Source organism: Nonomuraea sp. N2-4H, from assembly GCF_045291505.1.
GTDB classification, from domain to species: Bacteria; Actinomycetota; Actinomycetes; order Streptosporangiales; family Streptosporangiaceae; genus Nonomuraea; species Nonomuraea fastidiosa.
Window position 1 is genome coordinate 1,964,705 of record NZ_CP147987.1, and the last position, 24,795, is coordinate 1,989,499.

Below are 24,795 nucleotides of genomic sequence, written 5' to 3' on the forward strand. Positions count from 1 at the left end.
GACGGCCACCGGGCGCGCGGCTCAGCCGACCGGCAGCTTGCCGGAGGTGACCACGTCGCGGTACCAGAAGGCGCTGTCCTTCCAGGTGCGCTCCATCGTCTCGCGGTCCACCCGGACGATGCCGAACCGCTTGGCGTAGCCGTGCGCCCACTCGAAGTTGTCCATCAGCGACCAGACGAAGTAGCCGCGCACGTCCACGCCCTGCGCGATGGCCTCGCCGACCGCCGTCAGGTGGCGGTGCAGGTAGTCGACGCGGTCGCTGTCGTGCACGCGCCCGTCGGGGGAGACCGGGTCGGGGAAGGCCGCGCCGTTCTCGGTGATCATGACGGGCAGGCCCGGATAGTCGCGGTGCAGCCGCAGCAGCAGCTCGGTCAGGCCGGTCTCGTCGATGTTCCAGCCCATCTCCGTGTACGGGCCGGGCTGGCGCACGAACTCCACGCTGTCGCAGGCGATCCACGGCGAGGCCGCGCCGTCCTGGTGGCCGTCGGCGGTCTCCTTGGGGCCCTTGCCGTCCCAGTGCCGCACCAGCGTCGGGTTGTAGTAGTTGACGCCGAGCACGTCCAGCGGCTGGTTGGCGATCGCGGTGTCGCCGTCGCGCACGAACGACCAGTCGGTCACCCCGGCGGTGTCGGCGAGCAGGTCGGCCGGGTAGGCGCCCTCCAGCATCGGGCCGAGGAAGGCCCGGTTGGCCAGCGCGTCCGTGCGCCGCACCGCGTCCGCGTCGGCCTCGGACACGCCGCGGATGTGGTGCAGGTTGAGCGTGACCGACATCTGCGCGTCCTTGGCCGCGGTCGAGCGCAGCGCCTGCACGGCCAGGCCGTGGCCCAGGTTGAGGTGGTGCACGGCGGCCAGCGCGGCGGCCGGCTCGGTGCGCGCCGGGGCGTGCACGCCGGAGGCGTAGCCCAGGTAGGCCGAGCACCACGGCTCGTTCAGCGTGATCCAGGTCCGTACGCGGTCGCCGAGCGCCTCGCCCATGATCCTGGCGTACTCGGCGAAGCGCTGCGCGGTGTCGCGGTTCGGCCAGCCGCCCGCGTCCTCCAGCTCCTGCGGCAGGTCCCAGTGGTAGAGGGTGGCGACCGGCGCGATGCCCCGGCTCAGCAGGCCGTCCACGAGCCGCTGGTAGAAGTCGAGCCCGGCGGCGTTGACCGGACCGCTGCCGCCCGGCTGCACGCGCGGCCAGGAGATGGAGAAGCGGTAGGCGCCGACGCGCAGCTCGGCCAGCAGGTCGAGGTCCTCCTCCAGCCGGTGGTAGTGGTCGCAGGCCACGTCGCCGGTGTCGCCGTTGGCGACCAGGCCGGGCGTGTGGGAGAAGGTGTCCCAGATGGACGGGCCGCGGCCGTCCTCGTTCCAGGCGCCTTCCACCTGGTAGGCGGCGGTGGCGGTGCCCCAGACGAAATTGTCGGGAAAGGTGGACATGTCACTCCTTGTGGGCAAAAGGTGATCTCAGGAAGAGGGAGGTTCAGGGGGCGGCGGCCCGGCGGCTTCCGCCGGGACCTGTGCGGCGGGTGATCATCCTGCGGCGCCGCCCGTGGGGACCAGCGCGGCGACCTCGCGGGGCGCCAGCGTCACGGAGCCCTCGGCGGTGGCGCCGGTGAGCAGGTCGTCGGCGCGTTCCGGCAGCTCCACCCGTACGGTGTCCGTCCCGTGGTTGAGCACGAACAGCACCTCGCCGCGGCGCACCGCCTCCACGCCGGGCGGCAGCGCGGGCAGTACGCCCGTCACGCCCGCGTCGGCCAGCACCCGCTCGGCCAGCGCGGCGAGCGCGGCCGGCTCGGGCATGGTGCCGACGTACCAGGCCAGGCCGTCGCCGTGCCGGTGGCGGGTGACGGCGGGCAGCCCGGCCAGGCCGCCTGAGGCGTACTCGGCCACCACCTCGGCGCCTTCGGCCGCCAGCAGCTCGGTCCAGGTGTCGGCGGTGAACTCCGCGCCGCCCTGCCAGCGGCACCGTACGGGCTCGCCCACGGGCTGCCACTCCTCGCCGGAGGCGCCGAGCACCTCGCGCAGCGGCGCGGGGAAGCGCCCGATGCGGATGTGCGCGCGCGGGTCCGCCACCCCGGAGAACGGGCCCACCACGAGCACCCCGCCGCGCCGGACGTAGGCGTCGAGACCGGCCGCCTGCTCGTCGCTGACGAGGAACAGGTTCGGCACCACGACCAGCGCGTACGCGTCCAGGTCCGCCCCCGGCGGCACCACGTCAACGGCGACGCCGCGCTCGAAGAACGGCACGTAGTAGCGCAGCAGCTGCTCGTCGGCGTTGAGCCGGTCGCTGGGCCGCCCGCGCTCCTCCAGCGCCCACCAGCTCTCCCAGCCGAACATCATCGCCACCCGCGCCGGCACCTCCGTGCCCGCCACGCCCGACAGCCTGCGCAGCTCCCGGCCGTGCTCGCGCACCGCGCGGTGCAGCCGCGTCTCGGGCCCGGCGTGCGGCACCATCGCGGCGTGGAAGCGCTCGGCGCCGAAGCGGGAGGCCCGCCACTGGAAGTAGCAGAGCCCGTCCGCGCCGCGCGCCAGCGCCTGCAGCGACTCCAGGCGGAACTGTCCCGGCGGCTTGGGCAGGTTGTGCGGGCGCCAGTTGACGGCGCTGGTGGCCTGCTCCATCAGCAGCCACGGCCGGCCCTTGGCCAGGCCGCGCATGAGGTCGTGGGTGAGCGCGGTCCTGGCCGGGGTGAGCGGGTCGCCGGGCTCGGGGTAGCAGTCGTTGGCGACCACGTCCTCCTCCTCGGCCCACGCCCAGGAGTCGATGCCCTTGAACAGGCCCATGAAGTTCGTGGTGACCGGCACGCCGGGGGTGCGGGCGCGCAGCACGTCCCGCTGGGCGCGGAAGTGCGCGAGCATCTGGTCGGAGCAGAAGCGCCGCCAGTCCAGCCGCTGGCTCGGGTTGACGATGTAGGGGGCGGCGCGCGGCGGCAGCACCTCCTCCCAGTCGGAGTAGCCCTGGCTCCAGAACGTCGTGCCCCACGCCTCGTTGAGCCCGTCGAGGCCGCCGTAGCGCTCGCGCAGCCAGCTCCGGAACGCGGCGGCCGAGGCGTCGCAGAAGCAGACCTGGCCGTACTCGTTGCCGACGTGCCACATCGCCAGCGCCGGATGACCGGCGTAGCGGTCGGCCAGCGCGGTCACAAGATCGAGGGAGCGCTCCCAATAAACGGACGAAGAAGGACAAAACTGGTTGCGCGCGCCGTACCAGAGCGTGTGGCCGTGCTCGTCCACGGGCAGCGTCTCCGGCCAGCGGTGGCCCAGCCACGGCGGCGGCGAGGCCGTCGGCGTGGCCAGGTCCACGCCGATGTCATGCGCGGCCATCAGTTCGAGCAGCCGGTCCAGCCAGCCGAAGTCGCGCTTGCCTGGCTCGGGCTCCAGCCGCGCCCAGCTGAACACGCCGACCGTGACCAGGTTGACCCCGGCGTCGCGCATCAGCGCGGCGTCCTGTGCCCACACCTCCTCAGGCCACTGCTCGGGGTTGTAATCCCCGCCGAACAGCAGTCCCCGTCTCTGGGTGAGGGTGTGCATACCGAGCTTCACGAAGCGGCTCCCGTACGAGGTGGTGCGGAACTGTCGCCGGTCACCAGCCGGCAGGGCACCAGGCGCTGCCGGGGCGGCCCGCCGCCGCCCAACCGGTCGATGAGCATGCGGGCGCCCAGCCTGCCCAGCTCCGCGCTGGGCGGCTCGAGCGTGGTCAGCCTGGGATGGAAGATCTCCGCGACCCGCGCCGACGCCAGCACGAGCAGCAGCGTCAGGTCGTCGGGCACGCGCAGGCCGCGCCGCGCCGCGGCGGCGAGCACGCCGGCCGCCGCCCGGTCGCCCATCACGGCCAGCGCCGTGACGTCGGGGCGGACGTCGAGCAGCGCGTCCAGCGCCCGCGCGCCCTCCTCGCGGGAGCCCGCGTGGCCGCCGTGCACGTAGTCGAGCCCGGCTTCGCGGGCGGCCGTGGCGAGCGCGGCGGAGGAGCGGACGGCCGGGCCGTACCCGGCCTCGAACGCGGCGGCGGGCGAGTTGACGAAGGCCAGCACCCGGTGGCCGAGCCCGGCCACGTGCGCCACGGCCTGCCGCGCCGTGGCGGCGAAGTCGATGTCGGCGTAGTCGATGCCCTCGGGGTCGCGGGTGCGCCCGATCATCGCGAACGGCACCCCGGCGCGCGCCAGGAACGCCGGCCGCTCGTCGTCGAGCCGCACCTCCATCAGCAGCACGCCGTCCACCAGCCCGAGCCCGGTCAGGTGGCGCAGCTCCTCGACCGGGGCGGCGCTCTCCGGGGAGAGCAGCACGTGGTAGCCGAGCTCCTTGGCGGCCTCGGCCGCGGCGGTGGCGAAGCCCATCCCCGTCGGGCCGAAGCCGCCTGCCGGCGGCGGGAACAGCAGCGCGAGGATCCTCGTGCGCTTGCTCTGCAGGCCCCTGGCCAGCAGGTTCGGCCGGTAGCCGAGCTCGCGGGCGGCCTGCTCGATGCGCAGCTTGGTGGCCGCCGCCACCGGACGGGTGCCGTTGAGCGCGGCCGAGACGGTGCTGACGGCCACCTGCGCGCGTGCTGCCACGTCGCGCAACGAGGTCATGGCGCTCCAACGGTCGATATGAGAAATCGAAACGTTTCGACAACCTAAAGTCCGATTTGCGGCGTTGTCAATGGTGGAGCGCGGCCATCTCGAACGCTGGACGGGCGGCGGGCGCCATCGCGCCCGCCGCCTGCCGGTGTGCGCGGGTCAGTACACGTACGGCCAGCCGGCCGAGTCCCAGCCGATGAGGTTGATCCCGAGCTTCGGCGTGCCGTTGTCGTTGCGGTCGTAGTAGTGGTAGACGAGCAGGTCGCCGTCCACGTCCGACATCAGGCTCTGCCCGCCTGGGCCGACGACCTGATCGTGCGTCTCCAGCACCATCGTGCCGCCGCCGTCCAGCATCCGGCGGCCCGAGCGGTCCACGTACGGGCCGGTGGGGCTGGTCGAGCGGCCCACCTTGATCTTGTACGTGCTGTCCAGCCCGGCGCAGCACCGGTCGTAGGAGGCGAACAGGTAGTAGTAGTTCCCGTGCCGGATGATCGCGGGCGCCTCCACCGCGTACGGCGCGTCAGGCCGGGTGGCCAGGTGGTAGAGCGTGCGGTCGGAGGAGTGGCGCTTGCCGGTCGCCGGGTCGAGCCTGATCATCCTGATGCCCGTCCAGTACGACCCGAAGCTCAGCCACCACCGGCCCTGGGCGTCCACCAGCAGGTTGGGGTCGATCGCGTTGTGGTCGGAGCCGGTGGTCGTGGAGTAGACGATGCCCTGGTCGGTCCAGGTGCCCGGCTGGCCGGTCGAGCTGGTGGCCAGGCCGATCGCCGAGTTGTTCGATCCGAAGCTGGAGACCGCGTAGTACATCAGGTATCTCCCGCCCTGCTGGGAGATGTCGGGCGCCCACGGGTCGTTGCCCGACGAGTACGTACGCCACCACGACGGCGGCGTGCCGAAGGCGTTGCCCGCCCTGGTGAAGTGGATGCGGTCGGTCGAGGTCCGGGCCTCCAGGTAGCCGTGGGTGGAGTAGAGCACGTAGCCGGACGGGGTGCGGATCATCGTGGGGTCGTGCACGACCACGTCACCGGTGACCCGGCCGGGGCCGGGATAGGCGAGCGCGGCCGCGGTGAGCGTGAGCGCCGCCGCGGCGGCGGCGACGAGACGGGACAGGCGGCGCAAGGGTCCTCCTTCGAACGGGAAAGGTGACCGCTTCGCCTGCCGGACGCTGCGCCGGTTGCGTCGCAGGCAATGTAGGCGCGGTTTTCCGCGAGCGTCAACCCTGGGGTGCGCGGGCGTGAAAGTTACATGGCACCGGCTCCCGTCGCTTGCTCCTGAGCTGCGGCGATGCGGTGCGGCGCGGGGGCGGGTCTTGACGCGGCGGCTTGACGTTCGTAGGTTCGGGCCGCTTTCGAACCGTGATGTTAGCGCTAACATCAGCGCTCGGCATCAGCGCCGCCGGAAGCTGCGCCGCGTCACCCGCACCGGCCGGACGGCCCCGCGTCCGGCCGGGCTCCGCCGTGGCCGTGATCCGGCCTGACAGTCTCAGCGCGGTGCCCCATGGCCTGGCCCGCTGCGCCTGGCCCGCTGCGGCCGGCTCCGGGCGGCGGGCTCAGCTCGGTGGGAGCAGGGGAGCGGCGGCGGGCTCAGCTCGGTGGGGGCAGGGGAGCGGCGGCGGGCTCAGCTCGGTGGGGGAGCGGTGGAGCGGCGCTGGATCAGCTCGATCGGCCCGGCCAGCACCTCGGCCACCGTCGCGTCCGGGTCGAGGCCGCCCAGCAGCGTCACCCCGCGCCGGCCCAGCTCGGCCAGCGGCATCCGGACGGTGGTGAGCGCCGGGTTGAGATAGCCGGCCAGGTCGAGATCGTGCACCGCGACGATCGACACGTCGCGCGGGATCTCCAGCCCGGCCGCCCGCGCGGCGTCCATCGCCCCGATCGCCGAGGCCACGTTCGCGACGAACACCGCCGTCGGCCGCTCGCCCTCGGGGGCGTTCGCGAGCAGCCTGGCCATCGCCGCCGCCCCGCCCGCGGGCGTGTAGTCGGCCGCCGTGATCGGCCCCTCCGGCAGGCCGGCGTCGCGCATGGCCGCCGAGTAGCCCGCCGACCTGCGCGCGGCCGTGTCGGCGCGGGACGGGCCCGCCAGATGCGCGATGCGGCGGTGGCCGAGGCGCACCAGGTGCTCGACGGCGAGCGCGGCGGCCCGCTGGTCGTCGAGGATGACGTAGCGCTTGACGCCCCTGCTGCGGTTGTTGAGCATCAGCCACGGGATCGCCGCCCGGTCGAGCTGCGCGGTCAGGCCGGAGTCGTCGCCGGTCCCGGCCAGCAGCAGCCCGTCGATGCGGCCCTGCCCGATGCGGTCCATGTACTCGCCGAGCCCGGCCCCGATCGCGCTGCCGGTGACCAGCACGTAGCCCTGCGCGGCCGCCTCCGCCTCCGCGCCCTTGATGATTTCGGCGTAGACGGGGTTGGCGAAGTCGGGGATGAACAGCCCGAACATGTGCGCCCGCGAGGTGCGCAGGCTGCGCGCGGCCACGTTCGGCCGGTAGCCCAGCTCCTCGATGGCGGCGAGCACGCGCTCGCGCGTCTCCTGCCGGATGTTGAGCGTCGGGTCCTTGTTGACGACCCGCGAGACCACGGCCCTGTCGACCTTCGCGACCGCGGCGACGTCGGCGAGCGTCACGCGGGCGCGCTTCATGACGGCGATCCCGGGCGTACGCTCTGGCCGCTGTCCATCGACCGGTAGAGCGCGTCGAGCAGGCGCAGCGTTCCGAGGTTGTCGGCGCCCGAGGTCTCCGGCTCGCCGCCCTCGGCGATCGCCCGCAGCAGCGACCCCATCGGCCCGGCCACCGCGTCGGGCAGCCAGCGCCGGGTCACCGGGTACGGCAGCCAGCCGTCCGTCGGCAGCACCCGGCTGTTCACCTCCAGGGTGTCGGGGCGGCCGTGCGGATAGTCGTACAGCAGGCCGAGCGTGCCCTTGATCGCGCCCTCGGTGCCGTCGATGCGGAAGGTCGCCTCGCCGTCGCCGGTGCGGTTCTCGTGGGTGGCGTGCACCAGCGCCCGCACCTCGCCCGGATAGACCAGCGTGCTCATCGTGCGCGTCTCGCCCTTGGCGACCTGCCCCGGCGTGCGGCTGCCGGTGCAGAAGACCAGCTCGGGGTCGCCCAGCACGGATCTGATCGCGTCGAGGTAGTGGATCGAGTGGTAGACGATCTCCAGCCGGTCGGTGGTGACCAGCCAGTCCCAGGCGCTCCAGTCGGTGAAGATGTCGACGGTGAACGTCATCGCCGTCGGCGCGCCGATCCACCCCTGACGCACCATGGCGCGGGCGGCCGCGATGCCCTCGTCGAAGCGGAGCTGCTGGTTGACCGCGATCTTGCGGCCGGCCTTGCCCGCCAGCTCCACCAGCTCCCGCCCGGTGGCCACGTCGGGCGCGAACGGCTTCTGGCACAGCAGGTGCTTGCCCGCCTCCAGGGCCTGCCGCGCGATGCCGGGCTGCGCGGCCGGCGCGACCGCGATGTCCACGACCTCGGCCCGCTCGTCGGCCAGCAGCTCCTCCAGCGACCCGTACACGCGCGGCACCCCGTGCCGGGCGGCCACCTCGGCGGCGCGTTCCGCGTTCAGGTCGTACAGGCCGGTCACCTCCAGCCCGGCCTGCCGGTAGGCGGGCAGGTGGGCCACGTCCACGATGGCCCCGGCGCCCACGATCGCGACCGGCCGGCGGTGCCCGGCCGGGATCGTCAGATCGGCGGCGGCCGCGATGGGCGCGAAAACGTCGATCACTGCTCCTCCATCCCGTAGAAGCGGGCCGCGGTGCCGCCGAGCACCTGCGCGCGGCCGGCCTCGTCCAGGCCCGACAGCGCGACCAGCGTCTCCCGCCACACCTTGGCGTAGTCGCCGGCGAGCGTGGCGACCGGCCAGTCGCTGCCGAACATCAGCCGCTCGGGGCCGAACAGCTCGATCGCGTGCTCGACGTACGGCCGCAGGTCCTCACCCGTCCACGTCTCGGCGTCGGCCGCGGTGTTGAGCCCCGACACCTTGGCGTACACGTCCGGGCACTCCGCCGCCCTGGCCAGCAGCGACGCCCAGGGCTCCCAGCCCTTCTCCTTGATCGGCGGCTTGGCCAGGTGGTCGATCACCATGCGCAGCCCCGGCACCCGCTCGGCCAGCACCGGCACGTGCTCCAGGTGGCGCGGCAGCACCGCCACCACGTCGAACGGCACCCCGGCCGCCGCCAGCAGCTTCAACCCTTCGATCACCGGCTCCTGCAGCACCCAGTCGGGGTCGGGCTCGTCGTGGATGAGGTGCCGGACGCCCGCGAACTTCGGATGCCGCCGGTACCGCTCCAGCGCCTCGGCCGCCTCCTCGGGCCGCAGCAGCGGCACCCAGCCGACCACCGCGCCGATGACGTCGTAGGCGTCGGCCTGGGCGAGCATCGCGCCGGTGTCCTCATAGGAGTCCATCGCCTGCACCAGGACCGTGCGGTCCACCCCGGCCGCGGTGAGCTGGGGCAGCAGCTCCGGCGGCTCGAACGTACGGAAGATCGGCCCCGACTCCGGCGTCAGCCAGGGGTACGAACCCGTCTCCAGGTTCCAGAAGTGCTGGTGGGCGTCGATGACGGTCATCCAGCTCCCCTTCCCATGATCAATCGTTTGAGCGTCACAAGGTAGCAGGAGATTGGACGAGCTCCAGCGTGATCTCGTCCGGGTCGAGGAAGTAGCAGGCGTAACCGCCCTTGTTCACGCCCGCGGTGATCTCGGCGGGCGGGTTGACGAAGCGCACTCCCGCGGCCGACAGCCTGGCGTGCTCGGCGCGGGCGTCCTCGACGGTGAGCGCCAGGTGGGCGGCGCCGGGCAGGTGGCGGGCCGGGTCGCGGGGCGCACCGCGCGGCCGGACGTACTCGACCAGCTCCAGGTCGTGGGTGGAGACGCCGCGCGGCTGTCCCGGCACCGCGAGCTGGGCCACCCGCAGCACCGCGTCGGGGTAGCCGACCAGGCGGCGGGTGTAGTCGTTGTCCTGCACCTGCGTGTGCACGAGCGTGAAGCCGAGCAGGTCGCGGTAGAAGGCCACGCTCCTGTCCAGGTCGGCCACCGTGAACGAGAAATGCCAGACGCCTCTCATCGCATCGCCTCCTGTCCGGCGGCCGGCCGCGCCGCCGTCAGCCCTTGACCAGTCCCCGTACCTCCGCCGCGATCCTGGCGGCGTCCGGCACCAGCGCCCCGGCCAGCACCGGCGCGGCCGGGATCCGCACGTCCGGCGTGCCGATCCTGATCGGCGGCGCGAGCAGGGGCGCCCCCGCCTCCGTGACCCGGGCGACGACCTCGGCGCCGAAGCCGCCGGTGACGTTCGCCTCGTGGACGACCGCGAGCCTGCCCGTGCGCGACACCCCCGCGAGCACCGCGTCGAGGTCGAACGGGTTCAGCCACGGCGTCTCCAGCACCTGCGCCTCGATGCCCTCCCCGGCCAGCCGTCCCGCCGCATCCAGCACCCGGTGCGTCATCGCGCCCCAGGTCACGATCGTCACGTCCGAGCCGTCGCGGCGGGTGCGCGCCCCGCCCACCGGCCTGACCGCGCCGCCCGTCTCGACCGGCTCCTTGGGGCCGAAGTAGAGCGTGCGGTTCTCGATCACCAGCACCGGGTCGTCGCAGTGCACCGCCGTCACCAGCAGGTCGTAGGCGTCCTGCGGGGTGCTCGGCATGCACACCCGCAGCCCCGGCACGTGCAGGAACAGCGCCTCCAGCGACTGCGAGTGCTGCGCGCACGCGCCCGGCGCGTTGCCCTGCTGCGTACGGATCGTCAGCGGCGCCGCCAGCCTGCCGCCCGACACGTAGCGCACGTTGGCCGCCTGGTTGACGATCTGGTCCAGCGCCACCAGCGAGAAGTCGGCCCACATGATCTCCACGATCGGGCGGCGGCCGAACATCGCCGCGCCCACCGCGCTGCCCAGGATCGCCGACTCGCTGATCGGGGTGTCGAAGACCCGCTCGCCGTACCGCCCGCGCAGCCCCCGCGTCACCCCGAACACGCCGCCCGGCACGGCCACGTCCTCGCCGTAGACCAGCGTCTCCGGCAGCTCCTCCATCACCCGGTGCAGGGCCGCGTTCACGGCCTCACCGTAGGTCAGCTCACGCATACAGGTGCTCCCTCGCTGTGGCGGGGTCGGCGAGCGGCTCCGCCTGCGCGGCCGCCGCCGCGGCCGCCATCTCCTCGCGGGCCCGCCGCTCCACCGCGTCGATCTCCGCCTCCGGCACGCCGTCGGCCAGCAGGCCCGCGCGCAGCCGCGCGATCGGCTCCCTGCTCCTGATCCGGTCCAGCTCGCCCGGCTGCCGGTAGGTCTCGGCGTCGCCGATGTAGTGGCCGACCAGCCGGTCCGTCATGCACTCCAGCAGCGTCGGCCCGCCGCCCTCCCGGGCCACCTCGATCGCGTCGCGCACGTGGAAGCGCACCGCCTCGGCGTCGTTGCCGTCCACGCGCCGGCCCGGCATCCCGTATCCGGCGGCGCGCTCGGACAGGCGCGGGTTGCCCACCATGCCGGAGATCGGCGTCAGCTCCGAGTAGCGGTTGTTCTCGCAGATGAACACCACCGGCAGCCGGAAAGCGGCGGCGAAGTTCAGCGCCTCGTGCACCGCGCCCTGGTTCATCGCGCCGTCGCCGAACACGCTCACCGCGACCCGGCCGGAGCCGTCGTACCGGCCCGCCAGCGCCGCGCCGCAGGCCAGCGGCGCGCCCGCGCCGACGATCGAGTTCTCGCCGTGAAAGCCGTAGTCGGCCGCGGTGAAGTACGCAGAACCGCCGCGCCCGCCGTTGACCCCGCCCGCCCGGCCCATCAGCTCCGCGAACAGCGGCTGCGCGGGAACCCCACGGGCCAGCGCCCAGCCGTGCCCCCGGTAGGTCGCGAACAGCGCGTCCTGCGGATCCAGCTCGCCGCACGCGCCGACCGGGATCGCCTCCTGCCCGATGCACAGGTGCACCGACCCGACGATGGGGCCCTGCGCCCGCAGCTCCCGCACCTGCTCCTCGAACGCGCGGATCCGCCACATGGCCAGCAGGTCCGCCAGCCGTCTCTCACTCATGCTCGTGCCTCCAGGCCTTCAGGGCCGCGGCGCAGATGGCCCCGGCGTCGCCGATGTAGGACTCCGGCGGGATGGGCAGCGGGCCCAGGCTCTCCAGGTCGCCCGGCCCGGCCGTCTCGCGCAGCGCGTCGGCCAGCGCCCTGCCGTGCTCGCGCGCCTCGTGCGCCGCCCGGTAGACCAGGTCGTGCGCGCGCTCGCGGCCCAGCGCGGGCGCCAGGCGCATCATGTACGCCTCCGCCATGATCAGGCCGCCCTCCGCGTCCAGGTTGGCGCGCATCGCCTCCGGATAGACGCGCAGGCCGCCCGCCACGTCGGCGGCCGTGGCCAGCGCGCCCGCGGCCAGCTCGGCCAGCAGCGGCACCACGTACCACTCGACCTGCCACTCGCCGGCCGCCCGCTCGTGCCCGGCCTCCATCGCGCGGAACAGGCCCGAGCTGAGCGCGCCCGCCGTGCCCGACATGCCGATCACCGCCTCGCAGCCGATCGGGTTGGCCTTCTGCGGCATCGTCGACGAGGCGCCCCGGTGATGGCCGCCCGCCTCGCGCACCTCGCCCACCTCGGTCCGCGACAGGTCCACGACCTCGCGGGCGAAGCGGGCCGCCGTCGCCGCCAGCGACGCGCACGTCACGCCGAACTCCGCCACGCCGTCCCTGGCCACGTGCCAGGGCACCTCGGTCGTGCGCAGGCCCAGCTCGCGCGCCATCGCCGCGCGCACCTGCGACGAGCGCCCGCCCATGGCGGCCGAGGTGCCGCCCGCGCCGAACAGCGACACCACCCGCACCTGCCGCGCCGCCGCCGCCACCCGTTCGCGCTGCCTGGTCACCTCCGCGAGCAGCACCGCCATCTTCGCCCCGAACGTCGTCGGCACCGCCTGCTGGGCGTGCGTGCGGGCGGCGATCACCGTGCCGGCGTGCTCCTCCACCAGCCGCGCCACCGCGTCACCGAACGCGCCGAGCAGCTCCGCCAGCCGGTCGAGCGCCTCGCCGAGCTGTAGCGCCAGACCGGTGTCCATGATGTCCTGGGTGGTCGCGCCGTAGTGCACGCGGCCGTCGGGACCCTCCGGCAGCGCCGCGGAGATCATCCGTACGAGGGGGAGTATCGGGTAGCCCACGTTGACCGCCTCCGACCACAGGCGGGGCATGTCCACCGTCGCCGGCACGCACGCCGCGGCGATGGCCGCCGCGTCCCCGTGGCCGATCACGCCCGCTTCGGCCTGCGCCCTGGCCAGCGCCGCCTCGGTGCGCAGCCAGGCCAGCACCGTGCGCTCGGCGGAGAAGATCTCGGCCATCGCGGCGTCGCCGAACAGCTCGGGCAGCAGTTTGAACGTCTGCTTGCTCAAGGTCAGTTCATCTCCAGTCCGCCGTCGACGTTCAGGGCCTGGCCGGTCACGAACGACGCCAGGTCGCTGGCCAGGAACAGCACCGCCGACGCCACCTCCTCGGGCCGCCCGGGGCGCTTGAGCGGCGTGCGCCCGCTGACCTCCTTCAGGTGGCTCTCGCCGGCCCGCGGGCCGAAGCGGCGGTCGCGGTCGCTGAGGATCTCCTCCCACATGGGGGTGAGGAAGACGCCGGGGCAGACCGCGTTCACCCGGACGGGGGCCAGCGCTTCCGCCGCCGACTTGGTCAGCGACAGCAGCGCCGTCTTGGCCGCCGAGTAGTGGGCCGCGTTCGGCCGTCCCGAGCGGGCGGCCACCGAGGCCAGCGTCACGATCGAGCCGCCGCCCTGCCCGGCCATCCTGCGGCCGGCCGCCTGCGTCAGCCAGAAGGTGGCGTTGAGGTTGACGTCCACGACGCGCAGCCACTCATCGGGCTCGATGTCGAGCAGCGGCGTGGTGCGCATGATCCCGGCGCAGTTGACCAGCACGTCGATGCGGTCGAGATCGGCGACCAGGGAGACGGCCTGGGCGCGGTCGGTCAGGTCGGCGGGCCGCGCCGCGACGCCGAGCTCGGCCGCCGCCTCGGTCAGGCGCGGGCCCTCCAGGTCGGAGAGCACGACGTCGGCTCCCGCGTCGGCCAGGGCGCGGGCGCAGGCGAACCCGAGGCCGCCCGCGCCGCCGGTGACGAGCGCGGTGCGGCCGGTCAGGTCGATCGTGACAGGCATCCCCTCTCCCTCTGCCTCGGTCAAACGATTGACCGCACGATAACAGCGCGGCTGGAAATGGAACAAGGGGGCGTTCAATCGTTTTTATCGGGATATTTCGCTGAATGGGCGGTTTGACGGCGCGCGGTGGTGGCCGCGGTCAGCGGTCACGGCGGCGGGGCGGGCCGGTGACCGCGGCGGCTTCCTCGCGCGTCCCGTGGCCGCTGCGGCGGCGGGGCTCAGTGTCGCGCCGCCGCCGCAGCGCGCCTCGTCACGAGCCGTCTTTCCAGCCCAGCTCCTCGTAGAAGGCGCGGCGCGCCCGCGCGAACGCCTCCCGGTCGAGCACGGCGCCCTCGTACGGGCCCTCCGCGATGGGCTCGTCGTGCAGCCGCGCCGGCAGCTCCTCGCTCAGCCGGTCGGGGAAGTCCTGCGCGTCCGCCCCGGCGTCGCGGCCCTCGCGCAGGGCGTACGCGCGCATCCCGTCCAGCCTCGCCTGGCCGGCCGCGAGCAGGTCCTTGAGCGTGAACTTCTCCCCGAGCACGGCCGTCACCAGCGAGATCAGGTGATCGACGGTGAGCGGGCGGGTCGGCGTCGAGGCGAACACGCACAGGTTCAGCGCGTCCAGCGCGCTCCACAGCCGCAGCAACCGGGCGCTGCGCCGGCCCCGCTCCTCGTTCAGCCGCCCGGCCGGCGCGGGTGCCGCGCCGACCCTGGCGGCCTCGGGGAAGCTGTAGCCGAGCCCGGCGACCGGGTCGAAGTCGAGGTCGTGCTCAAGGGCGTCGTAGCGCGGGCCGCCGGGTGCCAGGGCGTACCCGAGCCCGAGCCCCGGCTGCGGGCGCGGGTCGAAGCACGGCAGCTCGGCGCCCTTGGCCGTCATCGCGTACGGCACCGCCTCGGGGCCGATGCGCCGCGCCGCTCTGGCCGAACCCTCCGCCAGCAGGTCGCCGAGGGCGCCCGAGCGGGTGGCGACGTCCTCGATCAGGCTCTTGAGCGCCGCCGTGTCACCGAACGCGGGACCGTCCGGCAGCAGCCCGCGCTGCGCGCACTCCATCGCGAACGCGAGCGTGCCGCCCAGCGAGACCACGTCGAGGCCGAGGTCGTTGCAGCGGGCGTTGGCGGCGAGCACGGCGTCGAGGTCGTCGATGCCGAGGTTCCAGCCGAGCGACAGGAACGCCTCCTGGCCCAGCCCGCCGGTCCGCCGCTCGCCGCCGCCGGGCGGGGCGAAGATCTTGATGCAGTCGTTCGGGCAGCCGGGGCAGCAGCCGGAGGTGGACACCGCGCGGCCGTCGTAGTCCTCGGTGGCAGGGACGCGCAGGCCGGGCTCGCCGGTCTCGGAGAAGTTGCGGACCGAGGCGTAGCCGGGGGCGAGCGGATCGATCCAGCCCGCGAACCCCGGCACGCTCGCCTGGAGCGCGGCGAGCGGGTTCGTGGCCAGCGCGCCGCGGTAGTAGGTGTCCAGCGCGGCTATCTTGCCCGGGTCGGCCACCTCGGCGGGCGCGCCGCCGCCCGCGCACACGATGGCCTTGAGGTTCTTGGACCCGAACACCGCGCCGAGCCCGTACCGGCCCGCCGCGAAGGCGTGATCGGTCACCACGGAGGCGTACCGCACCAGGTGCTCGCCCGCCGGGCCTATCGCCGCCACGTGCGCCTCGCCGCCGTGCTTCGCGCGCAGCGCGTCCGTGGTCTCGGCCACTCCCAGCCCCCGCAGCTCGGGACACGCGTGCACGCTCACCCGGCCGTCCTCGACCAGCACGTACGACAACCGCTCCGCACGCCCCGTCACCGCCAGCGCCCGCGCACCGGACGCCCGCATCCCCGCCGCGAACGGTCCAAGCGCGTGCGCCTCACCGGCCACACCCGTCAACGGCGACTTCGCCAGGAACACCGCCTTGGCCAGCCCCGGCGCCAACGTCCCGCCGAGCATTCCCGCGGCGACGTACAGCAGAGTGCGCGGGTCGTACGGGTCGAGCCCCGGCACCGTCCGCTCGTTCAGCAACCGCAGGCCGAGCACGGTCCCGCCGTAATGTCCCTTCTCCGAAGTCCGGTCTTCCTTCTCGACGTCTCCGCTGGTCACATCAACGATGAACGGCATTCGCCCGGCCTCCTGGAGTCAAACGAGGGGATCGGGCGGCACAACATCACATGACGCGGAAAAAGCGCAACCCTTCACTCCGAAACCCCGTCTCGGCAGGCTGTCCCGCGCCCCGCCTCGGCAGGCGGCGCCCGCCGGAACTCCCTGAGTGCGCTCGCCGGCTCGCCTCCCGGTACATCCGCCACCACCCGGGACACCGCACCCTCGCCCGCCGCGCCACCGGGCGGGACATTCGCCCCGGCCTGCCGTTCCTTCACCCGAAGCCGGTCCGCGCCACCGGCGGGACCGCCCCGGCCTGCTGTTCCTTCACCCGAAGCCGGTCTGCGCCACCGGCGGGACCGCCCCGGCCTGCTGTTCCTTCACCCGAAGCCGGTGCCCTCCGGTTCTCGCCCGAGCTCCCAGCGCGCGTGCTCGGCCGTTCGGCGCGCCGTCGCTCGCCTGGCCGTGGCGCGCGCGAGGCACCCTGCGCCGAGCCGTCCGGGCCGCGGCCTCTCCGACGGGCGAACGTGGAGCGGACATAGGTGATAAGTCAGTGATCTTCCGGGCAGTGTCCGGGGTGATGCCCACCCTTGACCTCATGCTGGCCCTCGGCGGCGCGGCCGCGCTGCTCGCCGCCATCCTGCCCGACGTGCTGGCCCGCCGCCCCGTCTCCCTGCCGCTGGTCTACCTGGTGGCAGGCGTGCTGCTGTTCGCGTTACCCATCGGCCTGCCCGACCCCGACCCGATCGTCCACCGTACGGCGCTCGAGCACATCGCCGAGCTGTGCGTCGTGATCTCCCTCATGGGCGCGGGCCTGGCCATCAACCGGCCGGTCGGCGCGCGCCGCTGGTCCACGACCTGGCGGCTGCTCGGCCTCGCCATGCCGATCACCGTGCTCATGGTGGCCGCGGCGGCTGTCGCGCTGCCCGGCTGGCCGTTCGCGGCGGCGCTGCTGCTCGGTGCCGTACTCGCGCCCACCGACCCGGTGCTCGCCTCCGACGTGCAGGTCGGCGAGCCCGTGGACGCCGAGAACGCCGACGACGAGGTCCGCTTCGCCCTCACCTCCGAGGCGGGGCTCAACGACGGGCTCGCCTTCCCCTTCGTGTACGCCGCCATCGCCGTCGCCGTGTCCACCGGCGCCGGCCGCCTGGGGGAGTGGGCGCTGACCGACGTGCTCCACCGCACCGTCGCCGGCCTGGCGTCGGGCCTGCTGATCGGGTACCTGCTCGGGAGGCTGTTCTTCCACGGCGCGGCGGGCGGGCGGCCCCTGTCGGAGCGCCGTGACGGGTTCGTCGCGCTGGCGGCCACCTTCCTGGCGTACGGGGTGACGGAGCTGATCCACGGCTACGGCTTCATCGCCGTGTTCGTCACCGCCTGCGCCATCAGGAACGCCGAGCGCGGGCATGGCTACAACAACGTGCTGCACGGGTTCGTCGAGCAGCTCGAACGGCTGTTCACCGCCTGGCTGCTGCTCCTGCTCGGCGGGTTCGTCGCCACCGGCGGGCTGGCGGCGCTCACCTGGCGCGGCGCGGCCGTCGGGCTGCTGCTCGTGCTGGTGATCCGGCCGCTGGCGGGCTGGCTGAGCCAGTGGCGCGGCCGCGCGGGGCCCAGGGAGCGGCTGGCCGTCTCGTTCTTCGGCATCCGGGGGATCGGGTCGCTGTTCTATCTGGCGTACGCGCTGGGCGAGGCGGACTTCGGCGTACCCGCCGAGGAGCTGTGGGCGGTGACCGGGTTCACGATCGTCGTCTCGGTGGTGCTGCACGGCGTGACGGCCACGCCGGTGATGCGGCGCGTGGACGCCATCCGCGACCGCCGCGCCGCCGCGTCAGAGGGCTGACGCCGGCCGGGACCTCGCGCCTGGTCGCCAAGGGTGCTCAAGGCGGGCCGAGGCTCCAGACGTGCAACCTGCCCCGCTCGTCCGCCCCGGCGACGACGGGCCGGCCGTCCAGCTCGGCGATCGCCACGTGGTAGACGGCGCTTTCGTCACGGAGACCGAGATGGCCGATGACCTCGCCGTCGTCCAGGTTCCAGACCCGTACGGTCACCTTGCCGCCGGGAGCGTGCGCCGCAACCGCGATCGGCGTGTCGCCCAGCAGGCCCGCGACCAGCGCCGTCACGCCCCGGTCGTCGGGGCTCCAAGAGCTGAAGTTCCACTTGCCGATGCGTTCGCCGGTCGCCAGATCGTGCACGCGCAGGGTGGCGTCGAAATGCGTGGAGACCAGCGCCGGCGCGCCCTTGACCCGCGCGCACGCCACCAGCTCGATGCCGCCCTCCTCGCCCGTCGTGAACGAGCGCAGCAACGTCCCCGACGACAGCCGCCAGAGCCGCACCCGGTTCGCGCCGTCACCCGTCACCAGGAGGTCCTCGCCGTCCAGGTGGCCGAACGTCAGGCACTTGACGCCCCCGAAGTGGTCGGTGAGGCCGGGGCCGATCTGCTCGCCGGTGGCGACGTCCCACAGGCGGACCAGGCTGTACTGGTCTTGGACGAGGTCGTGCCGCTCCGACACCGCCACCGCGCGGCCCGCCACGGTGACGCCCCTGATCCGGTCCTTCGCCCGGTGATCGGCCAACCGCTTGCCGGAGGCGTCCCACAGGCGCATCCGGCCGTCCTCATGCCCGGACACCACGACCGTCCGGCCGTCCAGGGCGCCCGCCGCCACCGACGTCACCCCGTCACCGCCGTCGCCCAGCCGCGCCGCGGGGCTGCGCATGTCCCAGCCGAACAGGACGCCCTTGCCGGTGCCGCACACCACCGTGCCCCCGGCCGCGGCCAGCGCCGTCGGGTCCCCGTCCTTACCGCGCGGCAGCGCCGCCGGGCCGGCGATCTCCGCCCCGAACGGCTCCACCGTCGTCTCGGCCGACGGGGTTCCGGTTTCTGCACGCCCGTCCGCCGCCTGACTCGGCGACATCTCGCCGCCCGGCCGCCCGTCGTCCTGACCCGCGGGACCGCCGTCCGGCCGCAGCAGCAGGAACGCCGACCCGCCGAGGGCCGCCGCCACCACCCCGCCGATCAGCACCCGCCGACTGACCCCACCCTCCCGGCTCTCCTCGCCGTCGATCCCCGGGGCCTCGCCGGGCGCTTCGGGGAGAGGCGACCGGGTGCTTCGGGCGAGGGCCGGCCGGGTCGCGGCGGGCGCGAACCAGGCGCATCCGGCCCGTGCGGCGCCGGCGCTGGCGTCGGTGCCGGTGCCGGTGCCGCGCCAGGGGTCGAGCCAGGTCCGTACGCGACCGGCCGCGCTCCTGACCCGCCGGCCCCGTGCCCGGAAGACGGCGCGACAGGGGACGCTCCTGAGAAGCCCGGCTCGCGTGCGGGCGGCGGAACGGCGGGAGACACACCTGAGCCGTCGGGTGGCGCGGCGGGGCGTGAGCCCGAGGCGGCCGCACCCTTTGCGGGCCGTCCTGAAGGGCCGGTGCCGGGCGCTGGCGGGGCGGCGTCCGGAGCGGAGGCGGAGAGCGAGGAGACCGGGGATGAGATGGCCGGGCGGATCAGGGTGTTGAGCAGGTCGGCGGGGGAGGGGCGGTGAGCGGGGTCCTTGGCAAGGCAGGCTTCTACCAGGCCGCGCAGGGACGCGGGCACGCCGTCCAGGTCGGGCGCACCGCTCAGGATCCTGTTCATGATCACGGCCATCGCCTCGCCGCGGAACGGCGGGTGCCCCGTGGCCGCGAACACCATCGTCCCTGCCCAGCTGAACATGTCCGACGCAGGCCCCACCCGCTCGCCGCGGAACTGCTCGGGCGACATGTACGCCGGCGTCCCCACCGCCCCCGACGTCGCGGAGGTCGCGTCGAGAGCCTTGGCGATGCCGAAGTCGATGACGACGGGCCCGTCCGGCCCCATGAGGACGTTGCCCGGCTTGAAGTCCCGGTGCACGATCCCCGCCTGGTGGATGGCGGCCAGCGCGGTGAGCGTCGCGATCGCCAGCCGGTGCAGCGCACCGCCGGTGCGGGGCCCCGAGGTCCGTACGACGGTCAGGAGCGTGTCGCCGGGGACGTACTCGCTGACGATGTACGGCCGGTCGTCCAGCACGCCGACGTCCAGCACCGCCGCCGTGCAGAACGCGGCGACCCGCCGCGCCGCCTCCACCTCCCGCAGGAACCCGCGCTTGACGTCGCCGTCCTGGGCGAGATGGCTGTGCAGCAGCTTGACGGCGACCTCGCGCCCCTCGTCGCCGACGCCGCGATAGACGGTGCCCTGCCCGCCGGAGCCGAGCACGCCGAGGAGCCGGTAGCCGCCGACACGGTCGGGGTCGGTGGGACGGAGCGGGCGCATGTCCGGCATCCCGCTCCTTTCACGACCTTTGTTGGCGACCAATACGATAAGCCCGCCCGCGCCGCTTCCTCCCGAACCCCCGCCTGTCAGACACGGTCAGACAACCTCATGACCGCAGGGGGAGAAGACGTCCTCAGCCGCCATCGCGACCGATGCACCGGAGGCCAAGGGGCCGATGCCACGCCTCACGGCGACCGGCACCCCACCGCCTGACCACCTGATCCGGCTCTCGCCTCTCAAGCGGGCTCCCCGCTGCGCGGGAGGTCAGGCACTGGACGGGAGCGCCCGGGCACCGAACGGTCGCCGCGCATGGTTGCGTCCACGGGAGTGGTGTACGAGTTTGACCTGGTCAGCTGGCGTGGTGCCGTGAAATGGTGACGGCCATCGCGTGATCCTTCGAGTAGCTAGTCCAAGATCGAAGGAGGACACGTGATGGCCGCGGACAACAGTGTGACGCCCGAGCAGTGGCTGGCGCAGCAGATCCAGTCCGGCGACCCCGACATGTTGCGATCCATGGTGAAGACCATGGCCGAGGCGTTGATGTCGGCCGAGGCCGACACCCTGTGCGGAGCCGGCTGACGGCCGGCGCAGTACCGAGCGGACCAACCGGCGCAACGGCTACCGGGCGCGTGAGTGGGACACCCGGGCCGGCACGATCGAGCTGGCCATCCCCAAACTGCGGTCGGGCTCCTACTTTCCGGACTGGCTGCTGGAACGCAGGCGGCGGGCCGAGCAAGCACTGATCAGCGTCGTGGCCACCAGCTACCTGCTCGGCGTCTCCACAAGGCGGGTCGACAAGCTGATCGAGCAGCTCGGCATCACGCACATCTCCAAAAGCCAGGTCTCGCAGATGGCCAAGACGCTCGATGAGCAGGTCGACGCCTTCCGCACCCGCGCACTGGATGCCGGGCCGTACACGTTCGTCTGGCTGGACGCTTTGACGCAGAAGGTGCGCGAGGGCGGGCGGATCGTCAACGTCCACGTGCTGGTCGCCACCGGGGTGAACGCCGACGGACGGCGCGAGATCCTCGGCCTGGACGTCACTTCGGCTGAAGACGGCGCGGGCTGGCCGGCCTTCCTGCGCGGCCTGGTCGCCCGCGGCCTGTCCGGAGTGCAGCTGGTGATCTCCGACTGCCACGCCGGGCTGGTGGCCGCGATCGGCGCCACGGTGGCCGGGGCGTCCTGGCAGCGCTGCCGCACCCACTACCTGCGCAACCTGCTCACCTGCGTGAACAAGTCCGCGCAGCCGTTCGTGGCCACGCTGGTGCGCACCATCTTCGACCAGCCGGATGCCGCCTCGGTGCGCGCCCAGCACGCCTGGGTCGTGCAAACGCTGGAAGCCAAGCATCCGACCGCCGCCGAGCACCTGGACGCCGCCCGGGACGATCTGCTGGCCTTCGCCGCCTTCCCCCGCGAGATCTGGCCGCAGATCTGGTCGAACAACCCGCAGGAACGGCTGAACAAGGAGATCCGCCGCCGCACCGACGTGGTCGGCATCTTCCCCGACCGCACGGCGATCATCCGCCTCATCGGCGCCGTACTGGCCGAGCAGACCGACGAATGGGTCGAAGCCCGCCGCTACATGGGCCTGGACATCCTCGCCAAAGCCCGCATCCGCGTCGTTGCCGGCGACACACCCGCCCAGAACCCACTCCCACAGACACTTACCGCTTAACCTGCAGAAACAGGATCACGCGAAGATCGGTTCTTACACCACGTCCGTGGACGTGACCCCGCGCATCGAGCAGGGGAGCCGCCTTGATGGCGAGCCGGCGGCGGGTCGCGGCCGATGCCCGGTCGCCGCTCACCGTCGGGCTGCCGGCCGGGGTCGCGACCCGGGAGCGCTGTTGCGGGCGCGGGCGTGCGTCGGGGAGGGGAGTCGGGCATCGGGCAGGGGAGCCGCGCATCGGGCCAGAGTCGCCGCGCTTAGGCGCGACGCCACGCGCTGATGAGGGCCGGTTCTACACCACTCGACGGGACGTAACTCCGGCAAGGGACCCTCCGATTGGGCGTGATCCCCATCCCAGCGGTGACGCGCGGAGGGAGGTGCGGGTGTCAGGCGGGAGGTTGCGCATCCGGCAGAGGCCGTACACCGGGCAAGAGCCGTGTGCACCGGGCAGGGGCCGTATGTACCGGGCAGGGGCTGCGTGCACCGGGCAGGAGGCCGCGCGTCGAAGGAGATCGCGCGCCGAGGAGGGCCGTGCGGCCGGGCGCGAGGGCATGCCGGGCGGGAGGTCGCGTCCCCGGCAGCACCGATGCGGCGCTTGCCCACGACCGGTGTCTGGAAGGGGCGGTTACCGACCTGTCTCGGCTGCGCCAGGAGTGGACCAAGACGTGGCCGGACGGTGTCCCGGTCACCCGGCCGCGGTTCTGGCCATGTCGGGTGTCTGGCTCTTTCCGAAGACCGGTAGCTCCAGCACCGTGCCATCGAAAGCGGGCAGGCGCTCCCTCAGCCCGTCGGGCACGAGTACGGTTCTGGCCCCCGAGTCGCGCAGGACCAGCTCGAGTCTGGAGGCCGGATATTCCGGATCCAGCGGGAGGTAGGCGGCGCCGGCCTTCATCGCGGCGAGCATCCCGGCCATGGTCCCGGCCGTACGTCCCGCGAGGATCGCCACCACCTCACCGGCCGCGCCCCCGTGGCCGCCGGTGCTCATCTCGCTGGACTTCGGTGCGAACGTGGTGCCGGCCGCGCCGTCCGCAACCGCCTCGCCGTTCTGACCGGTCGTGCCGTCGGTCACCGGCGCGGCGCGGTGACCAGTCGTGCCGTCGGTCACCGGCGCGGCGCGATGATCGGTCGCGCTGCCGCTCACCGGCTCAGCACGGTGACCGGTCGCGCCGCTGGTCACCGGCTCAGCGCGATGACCGGTCGCGCTGCCGGTCACCGAACCGCCGGTGCCGTAGGTCACCTCGTCAGCGGCGGTGCCACCCGTCACCGTGGCGCCGGCGTGGTAGCCGGCGTCACCGGCCGGCCACCCAGCGGTCGCATCGCCGGGTGCCGGCGCGCCTGCAGGGCTGCCCGTGCCGTTCGCCCTCTGGCCGGGGGTGGTGCCGTCGGTGCGTCCGGCCACCGACGCGCCGCCGGCACCACCGGTGGCGCGATCCGCGCCACCCGCCGCAGGCGAACCGATGGCGCGGGCGGTCCGGTCCGCCGCCCGACCGTTCACCGTCGCGTGGGTCGCCGCTCCGCGGTCCCGCGCGTGGCGGCTCCCCGCGCCGGCCTCGATGAGGCGGCGGGCGAGCAGGTCGGCGGCGGCGTTGAGCTCGCCATACGAGACGGTGCCCTCGCGGTCCACCACGGCCGCCCGGTCCGGGGCCTTGGCCGCCCACTCCTCGAACAGCAGCACCATCCCGGACCTGCCGGGCAGTGGCCGGGCGGGACCGTCGGGCTCGCCGTCGTCCCTGTGCCGGATCGGAATCTCCACCTGCGGCATTTCGCGCATCGCGCCATCCTTCGTACGGACAGGCATGGTGGTCTCGACGCGGAGACCGGACCGAACGCCCGCTACGAACACCCGCGAACAGAAGTCGTGGGAACGCTCCCAACAACTTCCAGGGTAGGGACGCGAAAGCGCCGCGGTCAACGAAACCGGCGACTCCACGGGCCCGCCTCCGGAGAACGGCTGAAAAGAACGCTCCTACCTGGAATTTCGCTAAACAACGTTTTGGCAACATCACGGAGAGGAGTGCGGGAGCGCTCACATGTGGGTCCCCTTTGTTGGGAGCGCTCCCACTTCTGTAACGGGGTTCGGTGACGGCCGGACAGGGGGGCGCCGCCTCGCCGGGTCGCTGCATACGGCCCTGACCGGGTCGGCGCTTGATCGGTGCGTCAGCGGCTCCCGGCCCCGTACGGGTGACACGGGCGTGGCCTCAGCCGCCGCCGGGCCGTACCGGGTAGGTTGCCTCTCCATGGAGGCACGCCACACGCAGTTCCGCCGGGCGCCCGCGCTCGCCACCGCCGCCGCGATCCTGTTCACGGCGGCCTGCGGCACCCCGGCGCAGAGCGCGGACGCGGGCAGCGCCCCACCGGCCACGCCGACCGTTCCAAAGCGGGCCCCCGCGCAGACCCCGGACGTCGAACGGCTGCCGGAACCCGGCACAAAAATCCCCAAAAATGCTGACAAACTGGCCGCCGCCCTCCGCGACACCACCACCAGGCTCAACAAGGCGATCGACGCCTGGACGAAGGGCGGCGAGCCCGACCCTGAGGAGCTGCCGGAGGACGTCGAGCTGCTCGCCCTCTACCAGCAGCGCCTCTACCGCTACACCGCCCGCCACCCCGGCCTGGCCTCCAAGGCGTTCGCCCGCCTGCCCGCCAAGCTCAGGTCGCAGGCCGAGGACAACACCGAGGCGCTGCGCGAGCTGTTCGCGCTGACCCGGCCGATCGAGCCGTCCAAGGTGTTCAAGGTCCGCGACCCCCGCCCGGCCGGCGAGCTGCTCGGCTACTTCAAGAAGGCCGAGCGCCGCTTCGGGGTCGAGTGGGAGGTGCTGGCGGCGGTGATGTTCGCCGAGACGAAGTTCGGGCGGGTCAGGTCGGACAGCCACGCGGGCGCGCAGGGGCCGATGCAGTTCATGCCGGCCACCTGGAAGGCGTACGGGCTGGGCGGCGACGTGCAGGACCCGCACGACGCCGTCATGGGGGCCGCCAACTACCTCAAGGCCACCGGCGCGCCGCGCGACTACCGGCGGGCCCTGCACGCCTACAACCCCTCGCAGGCGTACGTGGACGCGATCCTGCTGCACGCCCGCCAGATCAAGCGCGACCCGCGCGCCTACTACGCCTATTACGCCTGGCAGGTCTTCGTGCTCACGACGGAAGGCGAGCGCCGCCTCACCGGGCCCTGAA

At 73.5% G+C, this 24,795-nt stretch carries 18 protein-coding genes and 1 pseudogene; 3 read left to right on the forward strand and 16 right to left on the reverse strand.

What is annotated here, in order from left to right; all coding sequences use genetic code 11:
- Nucleotides 1-21 precede the first annotated feature (21 nt).
- The 13 genes from WBK31_RS08930 to WBK31_RS08990 all read right to left on the reverse strand — a co-directional run bounded on the left by WBK31_RS08930 (nt 22) and on the right by WBK31_RS08990 (nt 15,703).
- A complete protein-coding gene (locus WBK31_RS08930; protein ID WP_378790093.1) occupies nt 22-1,416 on the reverse strand; it encodes a GH1 family beta-glucosidase in 1,395 nt (464 codons plus the stop codon).
- A gap of 93 nt (nt 1,417-1,509) precedes the next feature.
- Complete coding sequence (locus WBK31_RS08935; protein WP_406674604.1) at nt 1,510-3,516, reverse strand: beta-galactosidase; 2,007 nt, start codon at nt 3,514-3,516, stop codon at nt 1,510-1,512.
- Nucleotides 3,513-4,538 (reverse strand): LacI family DNA-binding transcriptional regulator, encoded by a 1,026-nt coding sequence (locus tag WBK31_RS08940; protein WP_406674605.1) that lies wholly within the window; start codon nt 4,536-4,538, stop codon nt 3,513-3,515. Before WBK31_RS08940 ends, WBK31_RS08935 begins: the two co-directional genes overlap by 4 nt.
- A 147-nt stretch (nt 4,539-4,685) precedes the next feature.
- A complete protein-coding gene (locus WBK31_RS08945) occupies nt 4,686-5,645 on the reverse strand; it encodes an arabinan endo-1,5-alpha-L-arabinosidase (protein WP_364065586.1) in 960 nt (319 codons plus the stop codon).
- A gap of 498 nt (nt 5,646-6,143) precedes the next feature.
- Nucleotides 6,144-7,157, reverse strand: a complete 1,014-nt coding sequence (locus WBK31_RS08950; protein ID WP_406674606.1) for a LacI family DNA-binding transcriptional regulator — start codon at nt 7,155-7,157, stop codon at nt 6,144-6,146.
- Nucleotides 7,154-8,242 (reverse strand): Gfo/Idh/MocA family oxidoreductase, encoded by a 1,089-nt coding sequence (locus tag WBK31_RS08955; protein WP_364065580.1) that lies wholly within the window; start codon nt 8,240-8,242, stop codon nt 7,154-7,156. The genes WBK31_RS08950 and WBK31_RS08955 overlap by 4 nt, the downstream gene beginning before the upstream one ends.
- A complete protein-coding gene (locus WBK31_RS08960; RefSeq protein ID WP_364065577.1) occupies nt 8,239-9,084 on the reverse strand; it encodes an amidohydrolase family protein in 846 nt (281 codons plus the stop codon). The genes WBK31_RS08955 and WBK31_RS08960 overlap by 4 nt, the downstream gene beginning before the upstream one ends.
- Nucleotides 9,085-9,118: 34 nt before the next feature.
- Nucleotides 9,119-9,580, reverse strand: coding sequence for a VOC family protein (locus WBK31_RS08965; RefSeq protein ID WP_406674607.1), 462 nt, complete (start codon nt 9,578-9,580; stop codon nt 9,119-9,121).
- A gap of 37 nt (nt 9,581-9,617) precedes the next feature.
- A complete protein-coding gene (locus tag WBK31_RS08970) occupies nt 9,618-10,592 on the reverse strand; it encodes a transketolase C-terminal domain-containing protein (protein WP_364065571.1) in 975 nt (324 codons plus the stop codon).
- Nucleotides 10,585-11,532: a thiamine pyrophosphate-dependent dehydrogenase E1 component subunit alpha gene (locus tag WBK31_RS08975; protein ID WP_364065568.1), complete on the reverse strand. Its 948-nt coding sequence runs from the start codon at nt 11,530-11,532 to the stop codon at nt 10,585-10,587. Before WBK31_RS08975 ends, WBK31_RS08970 begins: the two co-directional genes overlap by 8 nt.
- Entirely contained in the window at nt 11,525-12,871 is a 1,347-nt protein-coding gene (locus WBK31_RS08980; RefSeq protein ID WP_364065565.1) for an adenylosuccinate lyase family protein, read from the reverse strand. Before WBK31_RS08980 ends, WBK31_RS08975 begins: the two co-directional genes overlap by 8 nt.
- A gap of 2 nt (nt 12,872-12,873) precedes the next feature.
- Nucleotides 12,874-13,632, reverse strand: coding sequence for an SDR family NAD(P)-dependent oxidoreductase (locus tag WBK31_RS08985; RefSeq protein ID WP_378790089.1), 759 nt, complete (start codon nt 13,630-13,632; stop codon nt 12,874-12,876).
- A gap of 250 nt (nt 13,633-13,882) precedes the next feature.
- A complete protein-coding gene (locus WBK31_RS08990; RefSeq protein WP_378790088.1) occupies nt 13,883-15,703 on the reverse strand; it encodes an aldehyde ferredoxin oxidoreductase C-terminal domain-containing protein in 1,821 nt (606 codons plus the stop codon).
- Between the two features lie 559 nt (nt 15,704-16,262).
- Between WBK31_RS08990 and WBK31_RS08995 the strand changes: the two genes are divergently transcribed.
- Nucleotides 16,263-17,519 carry a cation:proton antiporter gene (locus WBK31_RS08995; RefSeq protein ID WP_364065556.1) on the forward strand — a complete coding sequence of 419 codons (1,257 nt, stop codon included), beginning with the start codon at nt 16,263-16,265 and terminating at the stop codon, nt 17,517-17,519.
- Between the two features lie 37 nt (nt 17,520-17,556).
- Here the strand turns inward: WBK31_RS08995 and WBK31_RS09000 are convergent, their stop codons facing one another.
- On the reverse strand, nt 17,557-18,699 hold the full coding sequence (locus tag WBK31_RS09000; protein ID WP_406674608.1) for a WD40 repeat domain-containing protein: 1,143 nt from the start codon (nt 18,697-18,699) through the stop codon (nt 17,557-17,559).
- A complete protein-coding gene (locus WBK31_RS09005; RefSeq protein WP_406674609.1) occupies nt 18,693-19,961 on the reverse strand; it encodes a serine/threonine-protein kinase in 1,269 nt (422 codons plus the stop codon). The genes WBK31_RS09000 and WBK31_RS09005 overlap by 7 nt, the downstream gene beginning before the upstream one ends.
- A 423-nt stretch (nt 19,962-20,384) precedes the next feature.
- Between WBK31_RS09005 and WBK31_RS09010 the strand changes: the two are divergent.
- Nucleotides 20,385-21,627 (forward strand): annotated as a pseudogene (locus tag WBK31_RS09010) (IS256 family transposase).
- Nucleotides 21,628-22,306: 679 nt separating this feature from the next.
- Here the strand turns inward: WBK31_RS09010 and WBK31_RS09015 are convergent.
- Entirely contained in the window at nt 22,307-23,551 is a 1,245-nt protein-coding gene (locus tag WBK31_RS09015; protein ID WP_364065550.1) for an AMP-binding protein, read from the reverse strand.
- Between the two features lie 307 nt (nt 23,552-23,858).
- On the opposite strand from WBK31_RS09015, the gene WBK31_RS09020 reads away from it, so the two are divergent.
- On the forward strand, nt 23,859-24,794 hold the full coding sequence (locus WBK31_RS09020) for a transglycosylase SLT domain-containing protein (RefSeq protein WP_406674610.1): 936 nt from the start codon (nt 23,859-23,861) through the stop codon (nt 24,792-24,794).
- The last annotated feature ends 1 nt before the right edge of the window (nt 24,795 follow it).

Excerpts from the sequence above, each read along its gene's own strand:
- WBK31_RS08930 (WP_378790093.1), bottom strand. The coding sequence starts at position 1,416 with ATGTCCACCTTTCCCGACAATTTCGTCTGGGGCACCGCCACCGCCGCC.
- WBK31_RS08940 (WP_406674605.1), bottom strand. The coding sequence starts at position 4,538 with ATGACCTCGTTGCGCGACGTGGCAGCACGCGCGCAGGTGGCCGTCAGC.
- WBK31_RS08950 (WP_406674606.1), bottom strand. The coding sequence starts at position 7,157 with ATGAAGCGCGCCCGCGTGACGCTCGCCGACGTCGCCGCGGTCGCGAAG.
- WBK31_RS08960 (WP_364065577.1), bottom strand. The coding sequence starts at position 9,084 with ATGACCGTCATCGACGCCCACCAGCACTTCTGGAACCTGGAGACGGGT.
- WBK31_RS08965 (WP_406674607.1), bottom strand. The coding sequence starts at position 9,580 with ATGAGAGGCGTCTGGCATTTCTCGTTCACGGTGGCCGACCTGGACAGG.
- WBK31_RS08970 (WP_364065571.1), bottom strand. The coding sequence starts at position 10,592 with ATGCGTGAGCTGACCTACGGTGAGGCCGTGAACGCGGCCCTGCACCGG.
- WBK31_RS08975 (WP_364065568.1), bottom strand. The coding sequence starts at position 11,532 with ATGAGTGAGAGACGGCTGGCGGACCTGCTGGCCATGTGGCGGATCCGC.
- WBK31_RS08985 (WP_378790089.1), bottom strand. The coding sequence starts at position 13,632 with ATGCCTGTCACGATCGACCTGACCGGCCGCACCGCGCTCGTCACCGGC.
- WBK31_RS08990 (WP_378790088.1), bottom strand. The coding sequence starts at position 15,703 with ATGCCGTTCATCGTTGATGTGACCAGCGGAGACGTCGAGAAGGAAGAC.
- WBK31_RS08995 (WP_364065556.1), top strand. The coding sequence starts at position 16,263 with ATGCCCACCCTTGACCTCATGCTGGCCCTCGGCGGCGCGGCCGCGCTG.
- WBK31_RS09005 (WP_406674609.1), bottom strand. The coding sequence starts at position 19,961 with ATGCCGGACATGCGCCCGCTCCGTCCCACCGACCCCGACCGTGTCGGC.
- WBK31_RS09020 (WP_406674610.1), top strand. The coding sequence starts at position 23,859 with ATGGAGGCACGCCACACGCAGTTCCGCCGGGCGCCCGCGCTCGCCACC.